Here is a 23,247-nt window from a genome sequence, read left to right on the forward strand (position 1 = left end):
TTCAGCTCTCCGTTCCCGGTTCGGTGATGACTCCCGCACGCCGGCGGTAGCCCTCGACGAACTCCAGCAGCGCCGGTCCACGCGGTCGGCGTCCCGCGACGATGTCACAGCTCGTCGCCTTGGTCGCGGGAATGGACACGTTGGGATCGAGGGACTGGGCGAGCAGGTCGTTCGCCGGGTCGCCGATGCTCACGCCGTTGCCGCCCCAGTGATAGGGCAGCCCGATCTGGTGCAGGGTGCGACCGTCGATGAGCAGTGGCGTCATCCGCCTGGTCACCAGGACCCGCGCCTCGATCGCGGAGCGGGAGGTGACGATCGTCGCCCAGCCGCCGTTGACCAGGCCCCGCTCCCGCGCCAGCTCGGGGCTGATCTCGCAGAAGAACTCCGGCTGCAGCTCGGACAGGTACGGCAGCGTCCGGCTCATGGCCCCCGCCGTGTGGTGCTCGGTCAGGCGGTAGGTGGTGAAGACGAACGGGAACACTTCGCTGCCCGGCTCCCCGTGGCCCGGCTGGGTCTCGTTGTAGCGGCCGGGGCGTATCGCGCGGGCGGGATTGGCGTCGTGACCCGGGTAGATCGGGTTCGCCACGGGTGACTCGGGCGGCTCGTAGTGCGCCGGCAGCGGACCGTCGGCCAGACCGCGCGGTGCATAGAGCCAGCCGCGGCCGTCGTCCTGCATGATGAACGGGTGTGCCCCACCGATGGCGTCCTGGGCCACCGCGCCCTCGGGCGGGATGTAGTCGGGGGCCTTGTCGGCCTCGAAGTCGGGCACGTCCTCACCCACCCACCGGCCGGCGCCGTCGGCGGCGTCGGGATCCCAGCTGATGAGTGCCTTGCGCTCGCTCCACGGCCGACCCTCCGGGTCCGCGGAGGCACGGTTGTAGAGGATGCGACGGTTCGCCGGCCACGCCCATCCCCACTCCGGGGCCACCGGACTCTGCTCGTGGCGGGACTTGCGTCGCGCGGCCTGGTTGACGCCGTCGGCGTAGACCCCGCAGTAGATCCAACACCCACACGAGGTCGAGCCGTCCGGCTCGAGCTGGGTGTACGTCGACAAAGGTTCGCCGTCCGCTCCACGGCCGTTGATCTCGGCCAGCACGGCCTCGGCGTCGGGCTCGTCGTCCGTCCCCGGCTCCATCGGGTAGTCCCAGGTCAGGTCCAGCAGCGGCCGGTCGCGGGGGTCCGTGGAGTCGGCCAGCTTCTCCTTCAGACGGCGTCCGAGGTGGAAGTAGAACCACAGTTCACTGCGCGCGTCCCCCGGTGGCTCGACGGCCTGGTGGCGCCACTGCAGCAACCGCTGTGTGTTGGTGAACGTGCCCTTCTTCTCCACGTGATTGGCGGCCGGGAAGAAGAAGACCTCGGTGCCGATCTCCTCCGGGCGCATCTCACCGGTCTCGATCTCCGGGCCCCTGCGCCAGAAGTCGGCGCTCTCGATCATCACGAGGTCGCGGACGACCAGCCAGTCGAGATTGGCCAGCCCGGCGCGCTGCATCCGCCCGTTGGCGGTACCCACGGCGGGGTTCTCTCCGACGAGGAAGTACCCGCCGCCGCCTTCGTTGACCTGCCGCTGGACCGTCGCGGTCGAGTCGTGCTTGCCCGTGAGCTTGGGCAGGTAGCCGTAGGCGAAGTCGTTGTCCGCGGTGGCCGCGTCGCCCCACCACGCCTTGAGCAGGCTGACGGTGTAGGACCTCATGTGGCCCCAGAAGCCCTGGGCCTCGTCGTCGGTGCTGATGTAGCTGTCCAGGTCCGGTTGCTCGGCGGCGTTCGGCGTGGGCAGGTACCCCGGCATGAGGTCGTACAGCGTGGGGATGTCGGTGGAGCCCTGGATGCTCGCGTGGCCGCGCAGCGCCATGATCCCGCCGCCGGGGCGGCCGATGTTGCCCAGCAGCAACTGCAGGATCGACGCCGTGCGGATGTACTGCACTCCCACCGTGTGCTGAGTCCAGCCGACGGCGTAGCAGAACGCGGAGGTGCGCTCGCGTCCTGAGTTCTCGGTCAGGGCTCGGGCGACGCGGAGGAAGTCGTCGACGGCGACACCGCAGGTGCGTTCGACCATCTCCGGGGTGTAGCGGCTGAAGTGCCGTTTGAGGATCTGGAACACGCAGCGCGGATCCTGCAGCGTCTCGTCGCGTTTCCGCGCCCGGGTCGTGGCGGACGCGCGGGCGCCGCCTGACCCGGGAGCCTCGGAGGGTTCGTCCTCGGCCTTGTCGGAGCGGCTCCCGCTCTCATCGGGCATCTCGTTCTCGGGACCCGCGTACTGCCACGACTCGACGTCGTACTCGCGGCCGTCGGCATCGAACCCGGAGAACAGCCCACCGAGGTCCTCGGTGTCCAGGAAGTCGTCGGCGATGATCGTCGCTGCATTGGTGTAGGCCAGCACGTACTCGTGGAACCAGGCGTCGTTGGTGAGGACGTGGTTGATCAGCCCGCCGAGGAACGCGATGTCCGATCCCGCACGGATGGGTACGTGCTGGTCAGCGAGCGCGCTGGTGCGCGTGAACCGGGGATCGACATGGATGATCGTGGCGCCACGCTGCTTGGCCTCCATCACCCACTGGAAGCCGACCGGGTGCGCCTCGGCCATGTTCGAACCCTGGATGACGATGCAGTCGGCGTTCGCGAGGTCCTGCTGGTAGTTCGTGGCACCACCACGCCCGAATGAGGTTCCCAGACCGGGAACGGTGGAGGAGTGTCAAATGCGCGCCTGGTTCTCCACCTCGATGGCGCCGAGCGCCGTGTAGAGCTTCTTCATGAGGTAGTTTTCCTCGTTGTCCAGCGTCGCCCCGCCCAGGCTGGCGAGACCCCGGGTGCGCCGGACGGTGTCTCCGTTCGAGTCCGTCTCCTCCCAGAACTCCTTCCGCGACTCCAGCACGCGGTCGGCGACCATCTCCAGGGCCGTGTCGAGGTCGAGTTCCTCCCAGTCTGTCGCGTACGGCTTGCGGTGGAGCACCGTGGTGATGCGGTCCGGGTTGGTGACGAGCTGCTTGCTCGCCGAACCCTTGGGGCACAGGCGGCCGCGGGAGATGGGGCTGTCGTCGTCGCCCTCGATCTGGGTGACCTTGCCACCGGAGACGTAGACGTCCTGGGCGCACCCGACCGCACAGAACGGGCAGACGCTCTTGACCACCTTGTCGGCGGTGGTGGTGCGGGGGGTGATCTCGAGTGAACGCCGGGAACGGGTCGCGGAGCCGCGACCGAGCAGATCGTTTCCGCTGAACTGTCGCCACACGGGCCAGTTCAGCGGTGAACCGCGGCGGGCCAGTTCCGGCCGCGACGCGCGCGGCCGACCGGGGTCGGGCTGGTGTTCCGACCTCGCCTGTTCCGACCTCGCCTGTTCCGACATCGCCACCTCCAGTTCTCCTGTCCGCACCACGTGGGTTTCGCTCCCATGTAACGCCAGCACAATGACCGTCGCAACCGATTTGGTGAAACGCCTGCCGCGCGCATGATGGTGGGGTGGACGAGCAGAGATGGAACGAGGACGAGGTGTGGGCGACCGTCGGTCTCATGGCCGATCCGGGCGTGCCCCGGAGGGTCGCGGTGGCGATCGCGGACGATCTCGCGGAGGACCTGTCCAGCGAACTCGGGGGTCGGTGGCGGGTGGAGGTCGACCAGGAGACCCTCCCGCTCGGACCGGACGGCGAGATCCGGCTCACCGAGCACGCTCCCCGGCTGCTGCAGGAACACGACTGGGATTTCGTGCTCTATCTGACGGACCTCGCCACTCGTTCCGACGGGGACCCGCTGCTCTACGACGTGAGCGGCTCGACCACCGCGGCGCTGGTGTGTATCCCGGTGTTCGGCGTCGTCAGAGTGCGTTCGAAGGTCCGCAAGCTCGTCCTGAAGCTGGTGCGTGCGGGCACCCACCAGAGTGGGCTGGGCGCACCCGCGACGGACGACCTGCCCCCCGAGCACTGCCGAGGCTTCCTCAACAAGGCCCGGTTGCTGACGGGGATGGTGCGCAACAACCGGCCGACCCGGATGATGACGGCGCTGACCGGTGTCGTGGCCGCCGGAGCGGGGACCGGCGCCTTCGGCATCTTCTACGGGAGTATCGCCTCGCTCGCGGTGGCGTTGCATCCGCTCCGGCTGCTGCTGATCAGCGTGATGGGCGTGCTCACCCTGGTGGTGTGGCTCATCCTCCGCAACGGCCTGTGGACCCGCCCGGATGACGGGCTCACGGCGAGCAACCGGCGGATGGACAACGCGGCCACCGTCCTGACGGTCGGTACCGGCGTCGGCATCATGTACCTCGGCCTGCTGGCCGCCATGTTCGTGCTGGCGATCGCCGTGATGGACGCCGGATACCTGGAGACGCAGCTCGAGCGGCCCGTCTCAATCTGGGACTACGTCCACCTGGCCTGGCTGTCCAGTTGTCTCGGCGCCTTCGCCGGGGCGCTCGGGTCGAACTTCGACGACGAGGACGCCGTCCGCGAAGCCACCTACAGCCTGCGTTGGCACGAACGCCGCAAGATGTTCGACAGCTACGAGAGTGGGGATGCCGACAGCGACGAGCAGGAGGAACAGGAGCGGATCGAGCGCGAGTACGACGACGACGACGAGAACGACGACGAGAACGACGACGACGACGGCGAGAGCGGGGACGAGGGCGACGACAACGACGACGGCGGCGAGAGCGGGAACGGGAGCCAGAGCTCCCGCGACGGGGGGCCGCGCGAGGTGGAGGACGACCGGCCGAGGGGGTAGACAAGGGATATGACAGCTGCACCGATCGACGCCGCCCCCGCGCAGGGCTCCGCCACGACCGCGCAGGACTCGGCCACGACCGCGCCGTCGCTTCCCGTCGCCTGTGGTCCACTGTCCGAGGCGGTCGTCGCGGCGTTGTCGTCTGGCGCCGTGCAGGACCTGCCGCCGGTACCGGCGGACACCGATCCGCTGGGCCGGGACCTGCAGCTCGCCCTGTACACGCTGTACGAACTGCACTACCGGGGTTTCGACGGGGTCGACGCGGAGCTGGAGTGGGAGCCGGACGTGCTGCGGCTGCGGCGGGACCTCGAGCGGGTCTTCCTCGGGCACCTGCGGTCGGCCGTCGAGCCGGGCGACGACCCCGTGGCAGAGATGGACGCACTGTCGGTCGAGGCGACCTCCGGCACCGGCCCGTCCTGGTACTTCAAGGACGAGGGGTCGTGGGACCAGTTGCGCGAGTACTTCGCCCACCGGTCCCTGTACCACCTCAAGGAGGGCGACCCGCACGCGTTCACCATCCCGCGTCTGCAGGGTCAGGCCAAGGCCTCGTTCGTCGCGGTGGAGTTCGACGAGTTCGGCGGTGGGCGGGGTGAGCGCGTGCACCAGCAGTTGTGGGCCGACCTCATGAGCGCCGCCGAGCTGGACCCGACCTACCTGGGTTACCTCGACCGGGTCTCGGCCGAGACGTTGTCAACGGTCAACCTCATGTCGATGTTCGGCCTGCACCGGTCGCTGCGGGGCGCGGCGATCGGCCACTTCGCGGCCATCGAGATCACCTCGTCGCCGGGATCGGCCCGACTGGTGGCCGGACTGCGTCGGCTGGGCGCTCCCGAGGAGTGCGTCCACTTCTACGCCGAGCACGTGGAGGCCGATGCGGTCCACGAGCAGGTCATGCGGCACGACGTCGTGGGCGATCTGGTGCGCCGCGAGCCGGAACTGGCCGCCGACGTGGTGTTCGGTATGCGCGCGCTGGACTATCTCGACGACCTGGCCGCGGAGAAGATGCTCGCCGCGTGGAAGCGCGGCGAGTCCTCGCTCCTGTCCTGACACTCTCCCGGCCACTCTCCCGGCGAGCCGCCCGCCCCACCGCCCCGGAAAATCGGCTACTCCGAATCGGGATCCGCTATGCGCATCGGGGTAGCAGATCCCGATTCCGGGTAGCGGATTCGCGGGAAGGGGTCCGCCGCCGCCCCGGGACAGCGCTCAGTCGCCGTCGCGGGCCGGGTCGGTCGGCCGGACCTTGCGGCGGTGACTCGTGTCGCACAACGGGTAGGTCTTGCTGCGCCGACACGTGCACACGGCCACCATGAAGCGGTCCGAGCAGACGCGCTCGCCGTCGGGCGTCGTCATGTCGACCGGGCCCTCGATGAGCATCGGTCCCCCGGGCACGATCCGCACCCGCCGGGCGTCAGACGCGGTCAACGCGGATCACCACCAGCTCCTCTTCGCGGCGACCGGGCTCGAGCAGGCCGGCGGCCTCGAGTCGCCCGGCGTACGAGGTCATGACGGGACCGAAGTCCACGACGCGGGTGGCGACGGTCCGCGCGGTGAATCCCGACTGCTCGAGCTTGCGGATGGTCTGCGGGGGGTCCGAGAACTCCGAGTGCACGATCATCATGCTCCCGCCGGGCGAGACTAGGTCCGGGGCGAGGTCGCACAGCTGGTCCAGCACCACGCGGCCGTTGGCGCCGGCGTCCCACGCCCGGTTGGGTCCGGTGCCCTCGAGCGGGGCGTCGGACGGGACGTACGGCGGGTTGGAGACCACCACGTCGTAGGGGCCGGCCCGGCGGGCGTCGTCGAGGGTGCCGAGCCGGACGTCCACCTGCACTCCGGCCCGGTCGGCGTTGCGGGACGCGCACGCGACGGCGGCGGGGGAGATGTCGTAGGCGAATACTTCCCGTGCGCCCTTGAGCGCGGTCTCGATGGCGAGGATGCCGCTGCCTGTACAGATGTCGAGGACCCGCCGCCCGGCGACCAGATCGCACTGGTCGAGCGCCTCACAGATGAGCCAGGAGTCGTCCTGGGGCGCGTAGACACCGTCGTCGACCTCGATATGGGTGAACCGGGTCTGGGTCATCGGGCCTCCGGTTGATCTTCGGGACAGATGTTGTCCAGTCAATCGGCGAAGCGCCCCACCTGCAACCGGATGCGGTCCCATCGGGCCCGGCCGGGCCGGCGCCCCGGGGCTTACTGCCAGTAGAGGCCGCCGGGGACGTCGCCGCCGCCGGTGAGACGGCAGGTGAGCACGTCGCCGTCGGCGGAGGTGACCGCGAGGCCCTCCTGGGCGCACGGTCCGCCGGGTCGCGCCTGTCCGGTGGCGTCCGCGACCGCGGCCCCGCCGGTCCCACCCGTGCCGCCCTGCGGCAGCCACAGGGGGCCGGCGCCCCCGGGGTCCTCGGTGCAGAACAGGGCGGAACCGTCCTCGGCCTGGGCGACCTCGCCGAGCATCTGGCAGGGCCCACCGGTGCCGACGACGTTGGCGGGCAGTCGGGGCGCAGGAGGGCCTCGCGGTCTCGGGAGCCATGGTGGTGGGGGCGGGAGTCGAGGATGACGACGACGACGACGAGGTGTCGGGCCGCGTCGTCGGCGAGGTGGCGGAGTCGTCCGCGGTGTCGGCGGAACAGGCCGCGAGTGCGACACCGGCCGCCATCGCGAGTGCGATGACGGCCGGGACACGACGACGCCCCGGGGTGGTGTGCGGGTGGTTCGTCGCTGTGTTCATACGATCCTTCTGCTGCGCTGGTCAGGCCCCGATGATGAAGGCCTCGAGCTCGGCGCGGGCCTTGTCGTCCGCCATCTGCTCCGGCGGCGACTTCATCAGGTACGCCGAGGCGGGCAGGATCGGTCCCCCGATGCCGCGGTCCTTGGCGATCTTGGCCGCGCGGACGGCGTCGATGATGATGCCCGCCGAGTTGGGGGAGTCCCACACCTCGAGCTTGTACTCGAGGTTGATCGGGGCGTCACCGAACGCGCGTCCCTCGAGACGAACGTACGCCCACTTGCGGTCGTCGAGCCACTCCACGTAGTCGGAGGGGCCGATGTGGACGTTGCGGTCGTGGATCTTGTCCTTGAGCGACCCCTCCAGGTTGGAGGTCACCGCCTGGGTCTTGGAGACCTTCTTGGATTCCAGGCGGTCGCGCTCGAGCATGTTCTTGAAGTCCATGTTGCCGCCGACGTTGAGCTGGTACGTGCGGTCCAGCGCGACGCCGCGGTCCTCGAAGAGCTTGGCCATGACGCGGTGGGTGATGGTGGCACCGACCTGGCTCTTGATGTCGTCGCCGACGATCGGGACGCCGGCGCTGCGGAACTTCTCGGCCCACTCCGGGTCGGAGGCGATGAACACGGGCAGGGCGTTGACGAACGCGACGCCCGCGTCGATGCAGCACTGCGCGTAGAACTTGTCGGCCTCTTCCGAACCGACGGGCAGGTAGCTGACCAGGACGTCGACCTCGGCGTCACGCAGGGCCTGCACCACGTCGACGGGCTCGGCGGCGGACTCCTCGATGGTCTCGCGGTAGTACTTGCCCAGGCCGTCGAGGGTGGGTCCGCGCTGCACGGTGACGCCGGTCGGCGGCACGTCGCACAGCTTCAGGGTGTTGTTCTCGGAGGCGTTGATCGCCTCGGCGAGGTCCATGCCGACCTTCTTGCCGTCCACGTCGAACGCGGCGACGAACTCGACGTCGCCCACGTGGTAGTCGCCGAACTTGACGTGCATGAGTCCGGGGACGGTCTGGTCGATCGCGGCGCCGGCGTAGAACTCGACGCCCTGCACGAGCGAGGACGCGCAGTTGCCGACGCCGACGATCGCGACGCGCACCTTCTTGTCGGTCATTGGGGATCTCCTTGTGATGGGTTCTCTGTCCGGATGAGTTCATTGATCCAGCGCAGCTCGCGCTCGCTGGTCTCCAGCCCGAGCAACGTGAGTTGCCGGGCGTAGCGCAGTTCGGTGGGTCCGGCGCGGGTGGCGGCGTCGCGTTGGCTCTCGCGACGCTCCTCCAGCACCCGACGCCGGCCCTCGAGAAGGCGCACCCGGGCGGGCCCGGGAGTGCGGTCGAAGAACGCGAGGTGGACGCCGAAACCGTCGTCGGCGAACGACGCCGTCACCGGCTCGTCGAGCAGGGCCGCCAACGTCCCCTTGCCGCGGGTGGTGATGCGGTAGGTCTTGCGCCCGCGCCGCGTGGTGGCGGGCGGCCTGGTGGCGGTGGCGGCCGAGGAGTCCTCGACGATGTCGCCCTGCTGCTGGAGGCGGCGCAGAGTGGGGTAGAGGGAGCCGAAGGACACGGTCCGGACCGTCCCGAGCATCTCGGAGAGTCGCTTGCGCAGCTCGTAGCCGTGCATCGGCCGCTCGTCGAGCAGACCCAGGATTGCCAGTTCGAGCACTCCACCTCCCCCTTCCCGCGAATCGTGCCTGTGCGCGTCGCGCGCCGTGCGTCATGCGACGGATTCACACTGTACACCTGCTGATGTATCGAGCCGATATACCGAGCGGTGGCATCGGCCCGACGTGTCGGCGCGCTCTGCGGCTCGCTCGGGCTCGGGCCCGCGGCGGGGGCCGTAGGCTGGAGGACGTGGACCAGGCCGACTCCCGCTCCCCGCGACCCGGCCCCGCGCCGGGGCCCGAGGACCCCACCGGCCGTGCGGCGCTCCAGCGTCGACGGGTGGTGGACTTCGCCCTGCGCCGCCGCGGTGTCCTGGGGGGCCTGCGCGAGGGCGCGCTCTCGCTGCGCGAGGTGTGCGACGCGGACGTCTACCTCCTGCGGGCCGCCGGTTTCCACGGCGTGGAGACGGAGACGGTCTGCCCGGTGTGCCGCAAGGAGAACCTCACGGAGGTCTCCTGGGTGTTCGGTGACGACCTGGGGCCGGCGTCCGGGTCGGCCCGCGGTCAGGACGAGATAGACCACCTCGCGTTGACCCACGACGGGTTCACCGTCCACGTGGTGGAGGTGTGCCGCAGCTGCTCCTGGAACCACCTCATCCTCTCCTACGAGGTGGGGCTCACCCCGGGTGCCGGAAAGCGCGTGCGACGAGCGGCGCGAGAGCTCCGCCGACACAGCTGACGCCCGCCCGGAGTGCCCGACGCGGGTTCCGGAGTACAGAATCGGTCGCGATTTCGTACACAATGGTCGCCAGAGCACCGCAACCGGGGGACTCCCGGGCCAGACGGGTCGGCTCGCAGGAGGGTAGAACATGTCGCAGAATGGCAGGACGAACCGGTCCGCCGACGAGGGCCGGAGCACCAGCTCGGACCGGCGCGGCTGGGCCCGTCGCCATCCGATCTGGACGACGGTGATCCTCCTCGCCGTCGTCGTCCTCGTGATCCCCCTGGCCATCGCGGGGGTGATGTACAACCGCACCGAGATCCCCAGCCCCGGCAGCGTCCGCACCGAACAGATCTCCGAGATCTACTCCAGCGACGGCACGACGATGATCGGTCGTATCGTGCCCCCGGAGGGCAACCGCACGCTCATCGAGCTCGACGCGATCCCCGTGCACGTGCGCAACGCGGTGATCGCCGCCGAGGACCGCAGTTTCTACACCAACGAGGGGTACGACCCCACCGGCATCGGTCGCGCGGCGATCGGGCAGATCACCGGCGAGGCCGGTGCGGGCGGTGGCTCGACCATCACCCAGCAGTACGTCAAGAACACGATGGTCGGCGACGCCCCCACGTACCAACGCAAGGCCAAGGAGATCGTCATCGCGGCCAAGATGACGAACGAGTGGTCCAAGGACCAGATCCTCGAGGCGTACCTCAACACCATCTACTTCGGCCGCGGCGCCTACGGCATCGCCGCCGCGTCCACCGCCTACTTCAACAAGCCGGTCGAGGCGCTCACGATCGAGGAGGGCGCGCTGCTCGCCGGCGTCATCCAGTCGCCGTCGGCGCTCGACCCGCTCAACAACCGGGCCGCGGCCGAGGGCCGCTGGAACTACGTCATGGACGGGATGCGGGAGATGGGCGCGATCGACGCCCAGCAGCGCGGCAACGCGGCGTTCCCTCAGGTCGTCGAAGACCCGCAGGCGATCGAGCAGAACGTCGGCGACCCGAGCAACGGACCCATCCGCCGTCAGGTGCTGGGCGAGCTCGCGGCCGCCGGGATCGACGAGCAGATGCTCAACACGCGGGGCCTGAAGATCACCACGACGATCGACCCCCAGACCCAGTCGGCGGTCGTCGACGCCGCCCGGTCGAACATGCAGGGCGAGAGGCCGGAGAACCGGACCGCCATCGTCTCGATCAATCCCAAGACGGGCGGCGTGATCGGGTACTACGGCGGCGAGGAGGCCGAGGGCTGGGACTACGCCAACGCCCCCCTGCAGACCGGTTCGACGTTCAAGATCTTCGGCGTCGCCGCCGCTCTTGACCAGGGCATCGGCCTGGGGACCCAGATCTCGTCCGCGCCGGTGACCACCGGCAACGTCACGGTCACCAACGTCGACGGCCGGTCGTGTGGCTCGTGCTCCATCTCCCAGGCGTTGCTGCTGTCGCTCAACACCTCGTTCATCCGGCTCCAGCGCATGCTGGACAACGGGGCCAACGACGTCCGCGACATGGCCCACCGCACCGGCATCCCCAAGCAGATCCCGGGTCTACCGTGGGAGACGCTGAGCGAGCAGGGCGAGGATCCCTACGACGGCCTCATCCTGGGCCAGTACCCGATCCGCGTGCGGGACATGGCGACCGGCCTGGCGACCTTCGCCGCAGAGGGCGTCCACCGGCCGACCCACTTCATCGAGCGGGTCGAGACCGCCGACGGCGAGGTGCTGCTGGACAACTCCTCGATCGAGGGCGAGGAGGTGGTCGACCCCGACGTCGCCAACAACCTCACCTCCGCGATGCAGCCCATCGCCGCCTATTCGAACGGTCACTCGCTGGCCGGCGGGCGGCCCTCGGCCTCGAAATCGGGCACCACCCAGCTCGGCGAGACCGGGTACAACAAGGACGCCTGGTTCGTCGGCTACACCCCGTCGATCGCGACGGCCGTCTGGGTGGGGACCGACGACAACCAGCCGCTGCTCAACGCCTGGGGCGGCACCATGTACGGCGCGTCGCTGCCCGCCGACATCTGGAAGTCCACGATGGACGGCGCCCTGTCCGGCACGGAATGGGAGAGCTTCCCCGAGCCCGGGTACATCGGCGGCCAGGCCGGCGCGTCCCAGGGGCAGTCCTACGGGAGCGGTTCGGGCACCACGGGCGGGACCGGTACCGGTGCCGGCACCGATGACTACGTCCCCCAGGCCAGTCAGGCCCCGGCCCCGGTCCAGCCCGCGCCGGCGCCGCAGGCTCCCGGCCCGCTCACGCTCCAGGTCCCCGGACTGCCGGAGATCGTCATCCCGGGCGCCGGTGCGCCGGCACCCGCACCCGCCCCGGCGCCCGCGCCCGAGCCCGCCCCGGTCCCCGGCGGCGGTGGTGCTGATGCCGGTGGCGGCACCGGCGGAGACGGAGGCACCGGTGGCGCAGGCGGCGGGGACGACGGGGCCTGATCCCGGGCGACCGGCCCCCGCCCCCGCCGCTAGGGTGTGACCGTGCAGAGCAACGGCCGTATCTCCCCGCTGCCGCTCGACGACGACCTCCGCTCCCTGGAGCCGCACGAGCGGGTCCGCCCCGGTGACGGGGTCGGCGCGGAGGCCATCGCGGCGTGGGGTGGGCCGGTCGGTCGTCACGCGGTGGTCGGCCGTCAACGGTTCTGGACGCCGCTGCGCGTGATCATGCTGTTCGCCGTGATCTTCCTGGCGTTCGGGTTCTTCTCCAAGTCCGCCTGCCTGGAGACCACCCACCCCACCGACGGTTCGCAGCCGGGCCTCAACTGGGACGGCCGCCAGTACTACAAGGCGTGTTACGCGGACCCGCTGCCGCTGTACTCGGCCGAGGGGTTGGACACCGGCGCCTTCCCGTACAAGTACATGTGGATCGCCGACAACGGCGAGGTCCGCTACATGGAGTACCCGGTGTTGTCCGGGATGTTCCAGTACGTCACGGCCCAGGCGGCCCAGGCCTGGCACGCGGCCTTCCCCGGCGGGCTCATCGAGGTGGCCAAGTACTTCGTCCTGGGCAGCGTCCTGCTCGCGATGGCGTGGATGATCGCCGTATGGGCCACCTACCAGTCCGCGGGGCGCAGGCCCTGGGACACGCTGCTCATGGCGGCCAGCCCGCTCATCATCTTCCAGGCCTTCACCAACTACGACCTGATGGCGATCGCGTTCGCCTCCGTCGCGCTGTTGCTGTGGGCCCGTTCGCGCCCGGTCTGGGCCGGGGTCGTGCTGGGCCTGGGCGTGGCGGCGAAGCTGTACCCGCTGTTCCTGTTCGGCGCACTTCTGGTGGTGGCCCTGCGCCGTCGGCGCTTCGCCGAGCTGGGTAAGGCGGCCGCGGCGGCGGTGGTGGCCTGGCTGGCCGTGAACCTGCCGATCATGATCCCGTTCCCCGAGGGCTGGCGGGAGTTCTACCGACTCAACTCGGACAGGCCCGCCAATCCCGAGAGCATCTACGCGGTCATCCAGACCCTCACCGGGTGGCAGGGCTTCGACGCGGCCCGCGCGGCGGGGGAGGCCCCCGCGACCCTCAACCTGGTGTCGTTGGGGTTGTTCGCGCTCGGCTGCATCGCGGTGCTCGTCATCGGACTCACTGCGCCCGTCACCCCCCGGGTCGCGCAGTTGGCGTTCCTCATCGTGGCGTTCTTCCTGCTCACGAACAAGGTGTGGAGTCCGCAGTACTCGCTCTGGCTGGTGCCCCTCGCGGTGCTCGCCGTCCCCCGCGTGCGGCTCCTGCTGCCGTGGATGGCGTTCGACGCCCTGCTCTGGGTGGCGCACATGTCGTACTTCCACGGCGTCGACAACAAGGGGATCGGCGCGGACGTGTTCCACCCACTCGTCCTGGTCCGCGACCTGCTGGTCGTGGCGATCTGCGCCGTGGTCATCCTCGAGATCTACCGCCCCCACCTGGACCGCGTCCGCATGACGCACCAGGGCACGCCCGAGGGCCCGGACCCGCTGGCCGGGGTGCTCGCCGACCCGGACGAACCCCTCGTCGTCGCCCCGCCCGCGAGGCGCGACCCCGTCGACGCCCCCCGGAAAGAGGACGCCGCCCCATGAGCACCAACTCCATGATCTGGATGTTCGTCTGCATCCTGATCGGCTTCATCTGCATGGTCACCGCTGCCGGCGGCTACCGGGCAGGGTGGCGCCAACCCGTGTGGATCGGCTGGACGGTGGCGGCCTTCCTGTTCCTCACCGTCATCCCGGTCACGCAGGCGTTGACGATCGGCCTCCAACACGGCTGACCGCCCCCGCACGCCAACGAAGAAGCAGGAACGATTGTCTGGTTCGCGGTCAGGACCCACGCCGACACCTTCTGGATCTTCGATGCATTCCCCGACGAGTCCGCTCGCGACGCCCACGCCAACGGCGCCATCGGCGCAGGCCTCGCTCACCACCCGGTCCGGGTCGAGCTGCCACATCCACATGGCGCCCTCGACGCCCACCGCGAGCAGGCCGCCCGTGGGCGAGGCGCTGCGGCCCTGGTAGAGCAGGGGATCGGTGGTCGATCCCAGAACCGCCCACGGTTGCGGCCCGGCAGGGTCGGACACGTCCACCACGGTGACCTGGCCGGTGCTCGAGGTGAGCATGAGCAGGTCGTCGTCCGCGGAGAACGCGGTCCAGTAGATCTCCCCGGGCGGCGCGGTGAACGAGGACAGTTCGCGGGGCGCGGTCGCGTCGGCCATGTCCCACAGTCGGATCGTCTTGTCCCCGCCGGAGGTGGCCAGCAGTGGCGAGCCGTGCGCGTACCCGGCCGACGGCGAGGCGCCGATCCCGGTGGTGAGCCGGTGGGCGACGGTCGGCCGGTCGGGGTCGGTGGTGTCGAGGACGACCGTCTCGGGCCCGAGGGTCGGCACGACGAGTTGCCCGGAATCGGCCGAGAACTCGGCGACGACGCACGGGTCGGGCAGCGGCACCGTGACCCGGAGCGTGGGCTCGGCGGGATCGGTGACGTCGACCAGTCCCAGGTCGGGGCTGGTGTCGCTGCACACGGCCAGGGTGCGCCCGTCGGGGCTGAGCGGGCTGGCCACCACCACCCCGGAGGTCACGGGCAGGGCCGCCACCGGGCGGGTGGCGGGCCCGAACGGCGCGGTGAACACCTGCAGGCCCCCGTCGGCGAGCGCGGCGTAGACGACGCGGCCGTCGGGGGACATGGCCAGGGAGCCGGAGAACCGGGTCCCGGCGTCGGGGACGACGCGGCCGGTCTCGCGCGGGACCGGGCCGGTGGTGTCGACGACGGTGTGGTGCAGTTCCGCGGCGGTGACGCCGAGGACCCCGGTGGTCCGATCCGCCGAGGACGCGGTCTGGAAGATCGAGTTGGACTCCGAGGCCGCCCCTAGGCGCCCCAGCGGCCAGAGCCGGACGAGGCCGTCGACCGAATACGTCACGAGGTGGTCGGAGTCGGTGAAGCGGACCCCGGTCGCGACCTGCGAGGCCGGCAATTCGGTGAGCATCCGCCCGACGGGGTCGTAGACGCGGACCCGCTCGTCGGATCCGGCGGCGGCGAGCCGTCCCCGGTCGTCGTAGGTGACGTCGTGGACGTAGGCGTTCCATCCGGTCAGTTCGGGCAGCGGGCGGGCACCCTCGAGGACCTCGGCACCGCCGTCAGCGCCACCGGCGCCGTCCAGCTGCCAGCGCTGCACGGACCGGTCGGTGGTCCCGGCCGCGATCCGGGTCCCGTCGGGGCTCACCGCGAGGGCGAGCGGGATCGCGACCGGCCCGGTGTCGAGGTCCGGTCCGCGGTGACCCCGGCCGGACGCGTCGGCGTCGAGCAGCGTCTTGACGCCCGCGGTGCGGTTGGCCGCCAGCAGGGTCTGGGAGTCGGGCAGCCATGCCAGTGCCTCGACGGGCTTGGCGACCTCGGCCCCGGGTTCGGGGACGGCGACCCGCGCCCGCTGGTCGGTGACGGCCAGCGCCCCGCCGCGCATGCCCAGCGGCCACCGCAGGACACGGCCGTCACCGGTGCCGGCCGCGAGGGTGGTGCCGTCGGGGGAGAAGGCGACGGAGTGGAACGGCCCGGCACCCTCCTCGAGGGCGGCCAGGATCGTGGGCTCGGTGGGATCGCGCAGGTCGACCAGGTGCACCGCGCCCTGTCCGGCGACCCCGAGGACCGAGCCGCCCGGCGACAGGGCGGCGGCGTACAGCTCGTGGCGCTCCCCGGCGCCCAGGGCGAGGGTCGCGACCGCGGCGGGGTCGCCCGCGCGGAAGATACGCAGGACGCCGTCCGAGCTGACGGCGGCGACACCGCCGTCGTCCGGCAGCGCGATGACCCGTCCACTGCCGGGGGCGGCCTCGAACCGCAGTGGCACGTCGGCGCGGCTGGTGTTGAGCAGCGCCGAGCGCGCCTCGGTGGTGGGGTGGATCCGGTAGGCGGCCAGGGCCAACGCGCGGCCCAGGCCGGGGTCGCGGGAGAAGGCGGTGGTGGAGGAGACCGAGCCGGAGCGGGACAGGGCCACGTCGCGGGTGTGGCGGGCGTCCGCGCCGGCGCGGAGTGCGACACCGCTCGCGACCAGGGCCAGGACGGTCACCACCGCCAACGACGCCGCCAGCACGGTCAGCGTGCGGATGCGCCTGCGGTCCCTCCGGGCGACGGATCGGTGATGGGATTCGGCGGCGGCGAGGAACTGCCGCTCCGATTCCGCCAGGTGGGCGCTGGGGCCGTCGTCGTCGTCCCTCCACCTCAGGTAGTCCGCGGTCGCCGACGCGGGGGGCAACGCGGACTCGTCGCGCCCCGACCCCTCCCAGTCGGCGGCGGCGGAGCGCACGCGCGCCAGGGTGCGCAGGCCCTCCCGGTCCGCGTCGATCCAGTCGACCAGGCGCGGCCACGAGGAGAAGAGCACCTCGTGGGTGGGGGTCACCGCCTCGCCGTCGACGGTGAGCAGGCCCGCGTGGGCGAAGGGGGTGGCGACGACGAGGAGGTCCTCGGACAGCTCGGCGAGCGGGGCGTGGCGGCGGACGGGACGGACGGAACGGACGTCGACCAGCCGGAGGAACAGGGTCCTGCACGCGGCCCGGCCGGCCGGATCCAGTTCCTGGTAGACGGATTCCGCCGACGCGCGGACGGCGCCTTCCACCCCGCCGGAAGAGTAGTAGTCGTCCACGGTGATGCGACGGCGGCGGCTGCGCTCCCAGCACACCAGCAGCACGTGGGACAGCAGCGGCAGGAGGGAGCGCTCGTCGGCGCCGCCGTCGGCGGGGGCGACCGCGTCGAGCAGCAGGTTCACCAGCGACGGCTCCACCGTGTAGCCGAGGGAGCGTGCCGGCTCGACGATGATCTCGGCGAGCTGCTCGCGGCTGGGCGGGCCGATCACCACCGGGTCGTCGAGGGCGTCGCGCAGGACGGGCTCGGCGAGGGCGGGCTGGAAGAAGTCCGCGCGCAGGGCGAGGATCGTCGGCCGGCCCTCGGCGGCGCGGGTGGCCAGCGCGTCGAGCACCTCCGCGCGGCGTGCGGGGCCCACCTCGTCCGCCCAGAGCTCCTCGAGCTGGTCGACGACGAGGTGGCCGGTGCTGTTCGCGACCTCGGTGGTGATCCCGGCCGGGCGCACGATCGCCACGGTCGAGCCCTCGGCGACCCATCGCGGGGCGAGCCCGGCGGCGAGCAGCGACGACTTGCCCGAGCCGGATGCGCCCACCACGACGAGCGGCCGCGTCCGTGAGGCGGTCACGCGGGCCAGGACCTGGTCGATCTCGGCCCCGCGACCGTGGAAGAGGGCGGCGTCGTCACTGAGGTACGAGCGCAGGCCGACATACGGGCTGCCGGTGTCATCGGGCTGGGGCACGGCCGAGCGGGGCGTCGGTCGGGCGTCGGTCGGGTCGGTCCCGGTCGGGGCAGCGGGGTCCGTCGACGATCCGGCCTCCCCGGGGCGGGTGCCGTTCTGCGTGCGGCGGGTGGTGCGCCGGGGCCCCGGACGCATCCGGACCCGCTCGACGGCCGCCCGCCACTCGTCGATGGTGGCCGCGGCGGCGGAGTCTGCGCGGGCGGGGTCCGTGCCGGCAGTGCCCGTGCCGACAGGGCCCGTGCCGGCCGGGTCCGTATCCGAGCCCGCGTCCCCGCCGACACCGAGCAGGCGGAGCAGCTCCACGAGCGTCGCCTCGCTCGCGCGGGTCGGCACGTGCTGGCCCGAGAACCAGCCGGAGGCGGTCCCGAGGGTCAGGGAGGGGACCAGCCGCACAACGTCGCGGACCGAGAGACCGGCCGTCACCCGGAGAGCGGTGAGCGCGGTGCCGAGCTCCTCCCGAGTCTGAATCTGAGAAGGAGCTGATCGTCCAACTGCGCCCTCGACGGGCTCGCGGGGGGTGTGCACGGTCAACATCGTACGGCCGGGCGACCGGCGTACGGAAGGGATTCGGAGGTCATGTGCTGGGGTTTCATACGATCGTAGGACGCATCCGTACGGACTTGTACTGACAATTCGGGGGAAGTTCACGCCGTGACCGGCCGTCGCCAGAATGAATCGGAACTCATCGAACGAGAGGGCGCCATGACCGCCACGATTCCTTTCCGCCCCGCCGCGGCCCGTCCGGACCTCAGTGACCGGGAGGTCGAGGTCCTCATCGCCTGGCTCGCCTCGGACAGCAAGCGCGAGGTCACCGAGCGGCTGTTCCTGGCCGACTCCACCGTCAGCACCTACATCCAGCGGGTGCGCTCCAAGTACGACGCCGTCGGCCGGCCCGCGCGGACCAAGGTCCGGTTGCTGCTGCGAGCGGTGGAGGACGGCTACGTCAGACTCGACGACCTGTGAGGGGGTGGCGCGCCCGTGCGACGGTGCTGCCGCCGCCGACGGTGATTTCGTCTGCCGAGGTCACCGGGGTAGCCTTGAGCGGTTGCTGACGCAACGACCCTCCTGCCACGGAGACACCGTGGCCGAATCTGTAGTCCACAGGAGGTGATGAGGTCCCATGCGTCAATACGAAGTGATGGTCATCCTCGATCCGAGTCTCGACGAGCGCACCGTGGCGCCGTCGCTGGACACGTTCCTCAACGTGATCCGGCAAGAGGGCGGATCGGTCGACAAGGTCGATGTCTGGGGGAAGCGCCGCTTCGCCTACGAGATCAACAAGCAGACCGAGGGCATCTACGCCGTCGCGCAGATCAAGTCCGAGCCGGACGCGGTCAAGGAGCTGGATCGTCAGCTCGGTCTGAACGAGAACGTTCTCCGCACCAAGGTGCTCCGCGCCGACAAGTGACCCGGAGTGTCCGACCGCACCGGTAATCTGGGCGCGGTCGGTCGGCCTTCGATCACCATCCACCTCAGGCTGTAATACGCCGGCTTCAACACGGAGGACAAGCGCATGGCACAGGGCGACACCCCTATCACAGTGGTCGGGAACATCGTCGCGGACCCCGAGCTGCGGTTCACGCCGTCGGGTGCCGCGGTGGCGAACTTCCGGATCGCCTCCACGCCACGTCGCTTCAATTCGCAGACCAACCAGTGGGAGGACGGCGAAGGCCTGTTCCTCACCTGCAACGTCTGGCGGCAGGCGGCGGAAAACGTCGCCGAGTCGCTCCAGAAGGGCATGCGCGTCATCGTCAACGGTCGGCTGCGCCAGCGGTCGTATGAAACCCGTGAGGGCGAGAAGCGCACCGTCTACGAGGTGGAGGTCGACGAGGTCGGCCCGTCGCTCAAGTACGCCACCGCCAAGGTGACCCGCACCAACCGTGAAGGCGGCGGGGGCGGCGGCCAGCAGGGCGGCGGTTTCCAGGGTGGCGGCCAGCAGGGCGGCGGCTTCCAGGGTGGCGGTCAGCCGCAGGGCGGTTACGGCGGCGGCCAGGGCCGTGGTCAGCAGAACGACGACCCGTGGGGCAGCGCCCCGCAGGCCGGCGGTTCCGGTGGCTTCGGTGGTATGGACGACGAGCCCCCGTTCTAGAGCGCGTCGAATTCCCCGGGGCGCCACCCGCGTCCCACCCCATAAGCATGAGACATGACCTCGCGACATCCCGGCCCAGGTCGGGTCCGTCGGAGGAAAGAAAGGTAGACGGATCATGAAGCTGATCCTCACCGCCGACGTCGACAAGCTCGGTGCGCCGGGCGACATCGTCGAGGTCAAGGGCGGATACGGTCGTAACTTCCTGCTCCCGCGCGGGCTGGCCATCGTGGCCACCCGTGGCGCCGAGCGCCAGGTCGACTCCATCAAGCGGGCCCAGGAGGCTCGTGAGGTGCGCGACTCGGACCACGCCAACGAGCTCAAGCAGAAGCTCGAGTCGCTGGCCGACGTCAAGGTCGCGGTCAAGACCTCGGACACCGGCAAGCTGTTCGGCTCGGTCACCGCGGGCGATGTCGCCTCTGCCATCAAGGCCGCGGGCGGACCGACTCTCGACAAGCGTGCCGTCGAGATGCCCAAGGAGCACATCAAGTCGACCGGCGCCCACAGCGTCGTCGTCGACCTGGGTCACGACACCACCGCGCGCGTCGCGGTCGAGGTCGTCCCCGCCTGATTCACCGCGAAGGGCCCCGATCGTCACAGTGACGGTCGGGGCCCTCGCTTTTGTGGACGGCCTGTGGATAACTAGTTGTAATGCCTAGGGTCCGGACGGTTCTCGGATCAGTGCCGTTCATCTTTCGTTATCCATTGTGTCCCTGTTTGTGACGTGGTAAGCGCCGTTCTCCACCGGCGCCGCGACCTGCGACGATGATGGTGAACTGCGGTTTTGCTGAAAGTGGCCAGCGGTTTCCACCGGTTGTCCACAGTGATACGCCCATCGGCCCTGCGTAACCCACATCCATTCACAGTTGTCCACAGGTGCTCTCTCGCAAATGTGGACAAACCTGTGGATAACCGGGTGGGCGGGACGCCGGGCGTGTCGGTCCGGTGACCTACAGTGGAGGGGTCGCTCGGCGCCTGTTCAGGGTCGGTGCCCGTTCGGGTCGGTGCCTGATCGGGGTCGGTGGCGGTACGAGTTCTACAGCGGAGAGGAGCGGTCATGGCGCAGGGGGGATTCAGCGGTCCCGGCGAGATGCCGCCTCCGCCGGATGAGGGTGGCGGCGGGGAGTTCGGCCGCACCCCGCCGCAGGATCTCACCGCCGAGCAGTCCGTGCTCGGCGGGATGCTGTTGAGCAAGGACGCCATCGCGGACGTGGTGGAGGAGATCCAGCCGGGCGACTTCTACAAGCCCGCGCACCAGGCGATCTACGACGTCATCCTCGACCTGTACGCACGCGGTGAGCCGGCCGACGCCGTCACCGTGGCCGCCGAGCTCGACCGCCGGGGCGACCTCCGCCGTGCCGGCGGTGCCCCGTACCTGCACACGCTCATCTCCACCGTCCCCACCGCGGCCAACGCCGGGTACTACGCGCAGATCGTCGCGGAGAAGGCGGTGCTGCGCCGCCTGGTCGACGCCGGCACCCGGATCGTGCAGTTCGGCTACTCGGGGTCCGAGGGCGCGGACGTCGCCGAAGTGGTGGACCGCGCCCAGGCGGAGATCTTCGAGGTCACCGAGCGACGCACCACCGAGGACTTCGTGATCATCGAGGAGCTGCTGCAGCCCACGATGGACGAGATCGACGCGATCCACACCGCTGGTGGGCTCGCCCAGGGTGTGCCCACCGGATTCGCCGACCTGGACGCCGTGACCAACGGTCTGCACGGTGGCCAGATGATCATCATCGCCGCCCGCCCCGGCGTGGGTAAGGCGCTGGCCCTCGACACCGTCCTGCCCACGCCCGACGGGCAGACCACCATGGGCGAGGTCGCCGTGGGGGACCGGGTGCTGGATGCCGACGGGCAGCCCACCGAGGTCGTCGCCGTGACCGAGGTGTGGCAGGACCGCCCGTGCTTCACAGTGCGGTTCAACGACGGCACCGAGCTGGTCGCCGACGCCGAGCACGAGTGGCGTATCGAAATGGGCGGCACCGAGCAGGTCGTCACCACCAAGTCACTCGACACCCTCATGCTGGTCTGCGACTTCGGCATCGTCGTCCCCGAGAATCCCGGCTCCGGCCGGGCGGCCCGGCTCATCACCGACGTGCGCAGTGCGGAGAGCGTCCCGGTCAGGTGCATCGAGGTCGCCGCCGCCAATCACCTGTATCTGGCCGGGCCCACCGCGATCCCCACGCACAACTCGACCATCGGCCTGGACATCATGCGGTCCTGCTCCATCAAGCACGGGCTCTCCTCGGTGGTGTTCTCGCTGGAGATGAGCCGTACGGAGATCGTCATGCGCCTCATGAGCGCGGAGGCGCGCGTGAAGTTGTCCGATATGAAGTCGGGCAAGATGAGCGATGAGGACTGGACCCGGATGGCGCGGCGCATGGGGGAGATCTCCGAGGCGCCGCTGTTCATCGATGACTCGCCCAACATGACGATGATGGAGATCCGCGCCAAGGCCCGCCGGCTCAAGCAGAAGCACGACCTGCGGCTGATCGTGGTGGACTACCTGCAGCTGATGTCGTCGGGCAAGAAGGTGGAGTCCCGTCAGCAGGAGGTCTCCGAGTTCTCTCGTCAGCTCAAGCTGTTGGCCAAGGAGATCGACGTCCCATTGATCGCGATCTCCCAGCTGAACCGTGGCCCCGAGCAGCGAACCGACAAGCGGCCCCAGGTGTCCGACCTGCGTGAGTCCGGCTCACTGGAGCAGGACGCCGACATCGTCATGCTGCTGCACCGCCCGGACGCCTCCGAGCGCGACGACCCTCGGGCCGGCGAGGCGGACCTGATCCTGGGCAAGCACCGCGGTGGTCCCACGTCCACGATCACGGTGGCGCATCAGCTCCATTACTCGCGTTTCGTGGACATGGCGCGGGGGCTGTAGCTCTCGTGTCGGTTGCCAAACAGTTTGTCAGTTTGCCAAACCTGTGTCAGTAGCGTGCCACTAATTTGTCAGTGGCGGCTGCAGGCCAGAACTTCACGCTCGAGATGATGGGGTGTCCCTGGCGCCGGACCGCCGTAGGGCGGGTTCAACTTAAGCGTATTGATCTGTCTCACGGATGCCCGAGCCCGCGCGCGATGCTCTCGACCGCCTTGACGAGCCGTCTATTCATTCCCTCTTCGGAATCGGTAGAAGGGTATGCGCCCGTCTGAAGACCCAACACGTACGTGGATAGTTCGTACTTATCGAAGTACTTACGATTTCGGTCGTCGCGGTAGTTGAAACTTACAGCGATCGTGTCAGGTACTGGTTGGTCGTTATTCTCGGCATCTTGATATAGATTATCGAACACTTGTCCCGGAGGAAGCGAAGGAATCGGTTTTTCGTACCGACGTTGGATGCTCCAAACGGCAAATGACTGGGCATTCTCAAGAATGGTGCCGCTGAGATTTGGAAGCTCCGGCTCAAACGTAACTTGAATATTTTTGGCTACTGAGCTTCCCAAGTTCACAATGTGTAGCTCATAGTTTCTCGTCAAAACCGCCTGTTTGAGCATTGCCACCATAACTGGACGTGTTCGATCCCGGCTGTCTTGCCGAAGGGCCCACAACGTCCATATAGCCATGACTGCCGTAACTGCAGTCGCGACGGCACCAATAGCCGTCCAAGTAGTGACATCCATCAGATCACCATTTTCGTCCGTCGAA

At 69.7% G+C, this 23,247-nt stretch carries 17 protein-coding genes and 2 pseudogenes; 11 read left to right on the plus strand and 8 right to left on the minus strand.

What is annotated here, in order from left to right; genetic code table 11:
- Nucleotide 1 precedes the first annotated feature (1 nt).
- Nucleotides 2-3,259 carry a formate dehydrogenase gene (gene fdh, locus J1M64_RS09165; RefSeq protein WP_241261366.1) on the minus strand — a complete coding sequence of 1,086 codons (3,258 nt, stop codon included), beginning with the start codon at nucleotides 3,257-3,259 and terminating at the stop codon, nucleotides 2-4.
- A 194-nt stretch (nucleotides 3,260-3,453) separates the two neighbouring features.
- Between fdh and J1M64_RS09175 the strand changes: the two genes are divergently transcribed.
- Nucleotides 3,454-4,704: a hypothetical protein gene (locus J1M64_RS09175; RefSeq protein WP_307872407.1), complete on the plus strand. Its 1,251-nt coding sequence runs from the start codon at nucleotides 3,454-3,456 to the stop codon at nucleotides 4,702-4,704.
- 9 nt (nucleotides 4,705-4,713) lie between these two features.
- Complete coding sequence (locus J1M64_RS09180; protein WP_206473952.1) at nucleotides 4,714-5,751, plus strand: iron-containing redox enzyme family protein; 1,038 nt, start codon at nucleotides 4,714-4,716, stop codon at nucleotides 5,749-5,751.
- Between the two features lie 156 nt (nucleotides 5,752-5,907).
- Here J1M64_RS09180 and J1M64_RS09185 read toward each other — a convergent pair whose 3' ends face one another.
- The 5 genes from J1M64_RS09185 to J1M64_RS09205 form a co-directional block, all read right to left on the minus strand.
- Nucleotides 5,908-6,078 carry a CDGSH iron-sulfur domain-containing protein gene (locus J1M64_RS09185; RefSeq protein ID WP_206473993.1) on the minus strand — a complete coding sequence of 57 codons (171 nt, stop codon included), beginning with the start codon at nucleotides 6,076-6,078 and terminating at the stop codon, nucleotides 5,908-5,910.
- A gap of 34 nt (nucleotides 6,079-6,112) precedes the next feature.
- Entirely contained in the window at nucleotides 6,113-6,781 is a 669-nt protein-coding gene (locus J1M64_RS09190; RefSeq protein ID WP_206473953.1) for a HemK2/MTQ2 family protein methyltransferase, read from the minus strand.
- Nucleotides 6,782-6,891: 110 nt separating this feature from the next.
- Complete coding sequence (locus tag J1M64_RS09195) at nucleotides 6,892-7,152, minus strand: hypothetical protein (protein ID WP_206473954.1); 261 nt, start codon at nucleotides 7,150-7,152, stop codon at nucleotides 6,892-6,894.
- A 295-nt stretch (nucleotides 7,153-7,447) separates the two neighbouring features.
- Entirely contained in the window at nucleotides 7,448-8,536 is a 1,089-nt protein-coding gene (locus tag J1M64_RS09200; RefSeq protein WP_096906351.1) for an inositol-3-phosphate synthase, read from the minus strand.
- A complete protein-coding gene (locus J1M64_RS09205) occupies nucleotides 8,533-9,084 on the minus strand; it encodes a PadR family transcriptional regulator (protein ID WP_096906350.1) in 552 nt (183 codons plus the stop codon). The genes J1M64_RS09200 and J1M64_RS09205 overlap by 4 nt, the downstream gene beginning before the upstream one ends.
- Before the next feature lie 188 nt (nucleotides 9,085-9,272).
- Between J1M64_RS09205 and J1M64_RS09210 the strand changes: the two genes are divergently transcribed.
- The 4 genes and pseudogenes from J1M64_RS09210 to J1M64_RS09225 all read left to right on the plus strand — a co-directional run.
- On the plus strand, nucleotides 9,273-9,761 hold the full coding sequence (locus J1M64_RS09210; protein ID WP_227022312.1) for a DUF5318 family protein: 489 nt from the start codon (nucleotides 9,273-9,275) through the stop codon (nucleotides 9,759-9,761).
- Between the two features lie 130 nt (nucleotides 9,762-9,891).
- Complete coding sequence (locus J1M64_RS09215) at nucleotides 9,892-12,189, plus strand: transglycosylase domain-containing protein (RefSeq protein ID WP_206473955.1); 2,298 nt, start codon at nucleotides 9,892-9,894, stop codon at nucleotides 12,187-12,189.
- Between the two features lie 36 nt (nucleotides 12,190-12,225).
- Nucleotides 12,226-13,794 (plus strand): glycosyltransferase 87 family protein, encoded by a 1,569-nt coding sequence (locus J1M64_RS09220; protein WP_206473956.1) that lies wholly within the window; start codon nucleotides 12,226-12,228, stop codon nucleotides 13,792-13,794.
- Nucleotides 13,795-13,994: 200 nt separating this feature from the next.
- Nucleotides 13,995-14,126 (plus strand): annotated as a pseudogene (locus J1M64_RS09225) (antibiotic biosynthesis monooxygenase); the annotation flags it as partial.
- A 1,557-nt stretch (nucleotides 14,127-15,683) separates the two neighbouring features.
- On the opposite strand, the pseudogene J1M64_RS20530 reads toward J1M64_RS09225, so the two are convergent.
- Nucleotides 15,684-18,050: pseudogene (locus tag J1M64_RS20530) on the minus strand (NACHT and WD repeat domain-containing protein); the annotation flags it as partial.
- Between the two features lie 168 nt (nucleotides 18,051-18,218).
- On the opposite strand from J1M64_RS20530, the gene J1M64_RS09230 reads away from it, so the two are divergent.
- The 5 genes from J1M64_RS09230 to dnaB all read left to right on the plus strand — a co-directional run bounded on the left by J1M64_RS09230 (nucleotide 18,219) and on the right by dnaB (nucleotide 22,483).
- Nucleotides 18,219-18,479 carry a LuxR C-terminal-related transcriptional regulator gene (locus tag J1M64_RS09230; RefSeq protein WP_067720216.1) on the plus strand — a complete coding sequence of 87 codons (261 nt, stop codon included), beginning with the start codon at nucleotides 18,219-18,221 and terminating at the stop codon, nucleotides 18,477-18,479.
- Nucleotides 18,480-18,636: 157 nt separating this feature from the next.
- A complete protein-coding gene (gene rpsF / locus J1M64_RS09235) occupies nucleotides 18,637-18,924 on the plus strand; it encodes a 30S ribosomal protein S6 (RefSeq protein ID WP_067720016.1) in 288 nt (95 codons plus the stop codon).
- Nucleotides 18,925-19,029: 105 nt separating this feature from the next.
- A complete protein-coding gene (locus J1M64_RS09240; protein ID WP_067720013.1) occupies nucleotides 19,030-19,605 on the plus strand; it encodes a single-stranded DNA-binding protein in 576 nt (191 codons plus the stop codon).
- 115 nt (nucleotides 19,606-19,720) lie between these two features.
- Nucleotides 19,721-20,173: a 50S ribosomal protein L9 gene (rplI, locus tag J1M64_RS09245; RefSeq protein WP_067720010.1), complete on the plus strand. Its 453-nt coding sequence runs from the start codon at nucleotides 19,721-19,723 to the stop codon at nucleotides 20,171-20,173.
- Between the two features lie 486 nt (nucleotides 20,174-20,659).
- Complete coding sequence (gene dnaB, locus J1M64_RS09250; RefSeq protein ID WP_067720007.1) at nucleotides 20,660-22,483, plus strand: replicative DNA helicase; 1,824 nt, start codon at nucleotides 20,660-20,662, stop codon at nucleotides 22,481-22,483.
- Between the two features lie 169 nt (nucleotides 22,484-22,652).
- On the opposite strand, the gene J1M64_RS09255 is transcribed toward dnaB, so the two are convergent.
- Nucleotides 22,653-23,222 (minus strand): hypothetical protein, encoded by a 570-nt coding sequence (locus J1M64_RS09255; RefSeq protein WP_206473957.1) that lies wholly within the window; start codon nucleotides 23,220-23,222, stop codon nucleotides 22,653-22,655.
- Nucleotides 23,223-23,247: the final 25 nt, after the last annotated feature.

The organism is Dietzia sp. KRD202, assembly GCF_017168155.1.
Classification (GTDB): domain Bacteria; phylum Actinomycetota; class Actinomycetes; order Mycobacteriales; family Mycobacteriaceae; genus Dietzia; species Dietzia kunjamensis.

Excerpts from the sequence above, each read along its gene's own strand:
- J1M64_RS09180 (WP_206473952.1), top strand. The coding sequence starts at position 4,714 with ATGACAGCTGCACCGATCGACGCCGCCCCCGCGCAGGGCTCCGCCACG.
- J1M64_RS09185 (WP_206473993.1), bottom strand. The coding sequence starts at position 6,078 with ATGCTCATCGAGGGCCCGGTCGACATGACGACGCCCGACGGCGAGCGC.
- J1M64_RS09190 (WP_206473953.1), bottom strand. The coding sequence starts at position 6,781 with ATGACCCAGACCCGGTTCACCCATATCGAGGTCGACGACGGTGTCTAC.
- J1M64_RS09195 (WP_206473954.1), bottom strand. The coding sequence starts at position 7,152 with ATGCTCGGCGAGGTCGCCCAGGCCGAGGACGGTTCCGCCCTGTTCTGC.
- J1M64_RS09200 (WP_096906351.1), bottom strand. The coding sequence starts at position 8,536 with ATGACCGACAAGAAGGTGCGCGTCGCGATCGTCGGCGTCGGCAACTGC.
- J1M64_RS09215 (WP_206473955.1), top strand. The coding sequence starts at position 9,892 with ATGTCGCAGAATGGCAGGACGAACCGGTCCGCCGACGAGGGCCGGAGC.
- J1M64_RS09230 (WP_067720216.1), top strand. The coding sequence starts at position 18,219 with ATGACCGCCACGATTCCTTTCCGCCCCGCCGCGGCCCGTCCGGACCTC.
- rpsF (WP_067720016.1), top strand. The coding sequence starts at position 18,637 with ATGCGTCAATACGAAGTGATGGTCATCCTCGATCCGAGTCTCGACGAG.
- J1M64_RS09240 (WP_067720013.1), top strand. The coding sequence starts at position 19,030 with ATGGCACAGGGCGACACCCCTATCACAGTGGTCGGGAACATCGTCGCG.
- rplI (WP_067720010.1), top strand. The coding sequence starts at position 19,721 with ATGAAGCTGATCCTCACCGCCGACGTCGACAAGCTCGGTGCGCCGGGC.
- dnaB (WP_067720007.1), top strand. The coding sequence starts at position 20,660 with ATGGCGCAGGGGGGATTCAGCGGTCCCGGCGAGATGCCGCCTCCGCCG.
- J1M64_RS09255 (WP_206473957.1), bottom strand. The coding sequence starts at position 23,222 with ATGGATGTCACTACTTGGACGGCTATTGGTGCCGTCGCGACTGCAGTT.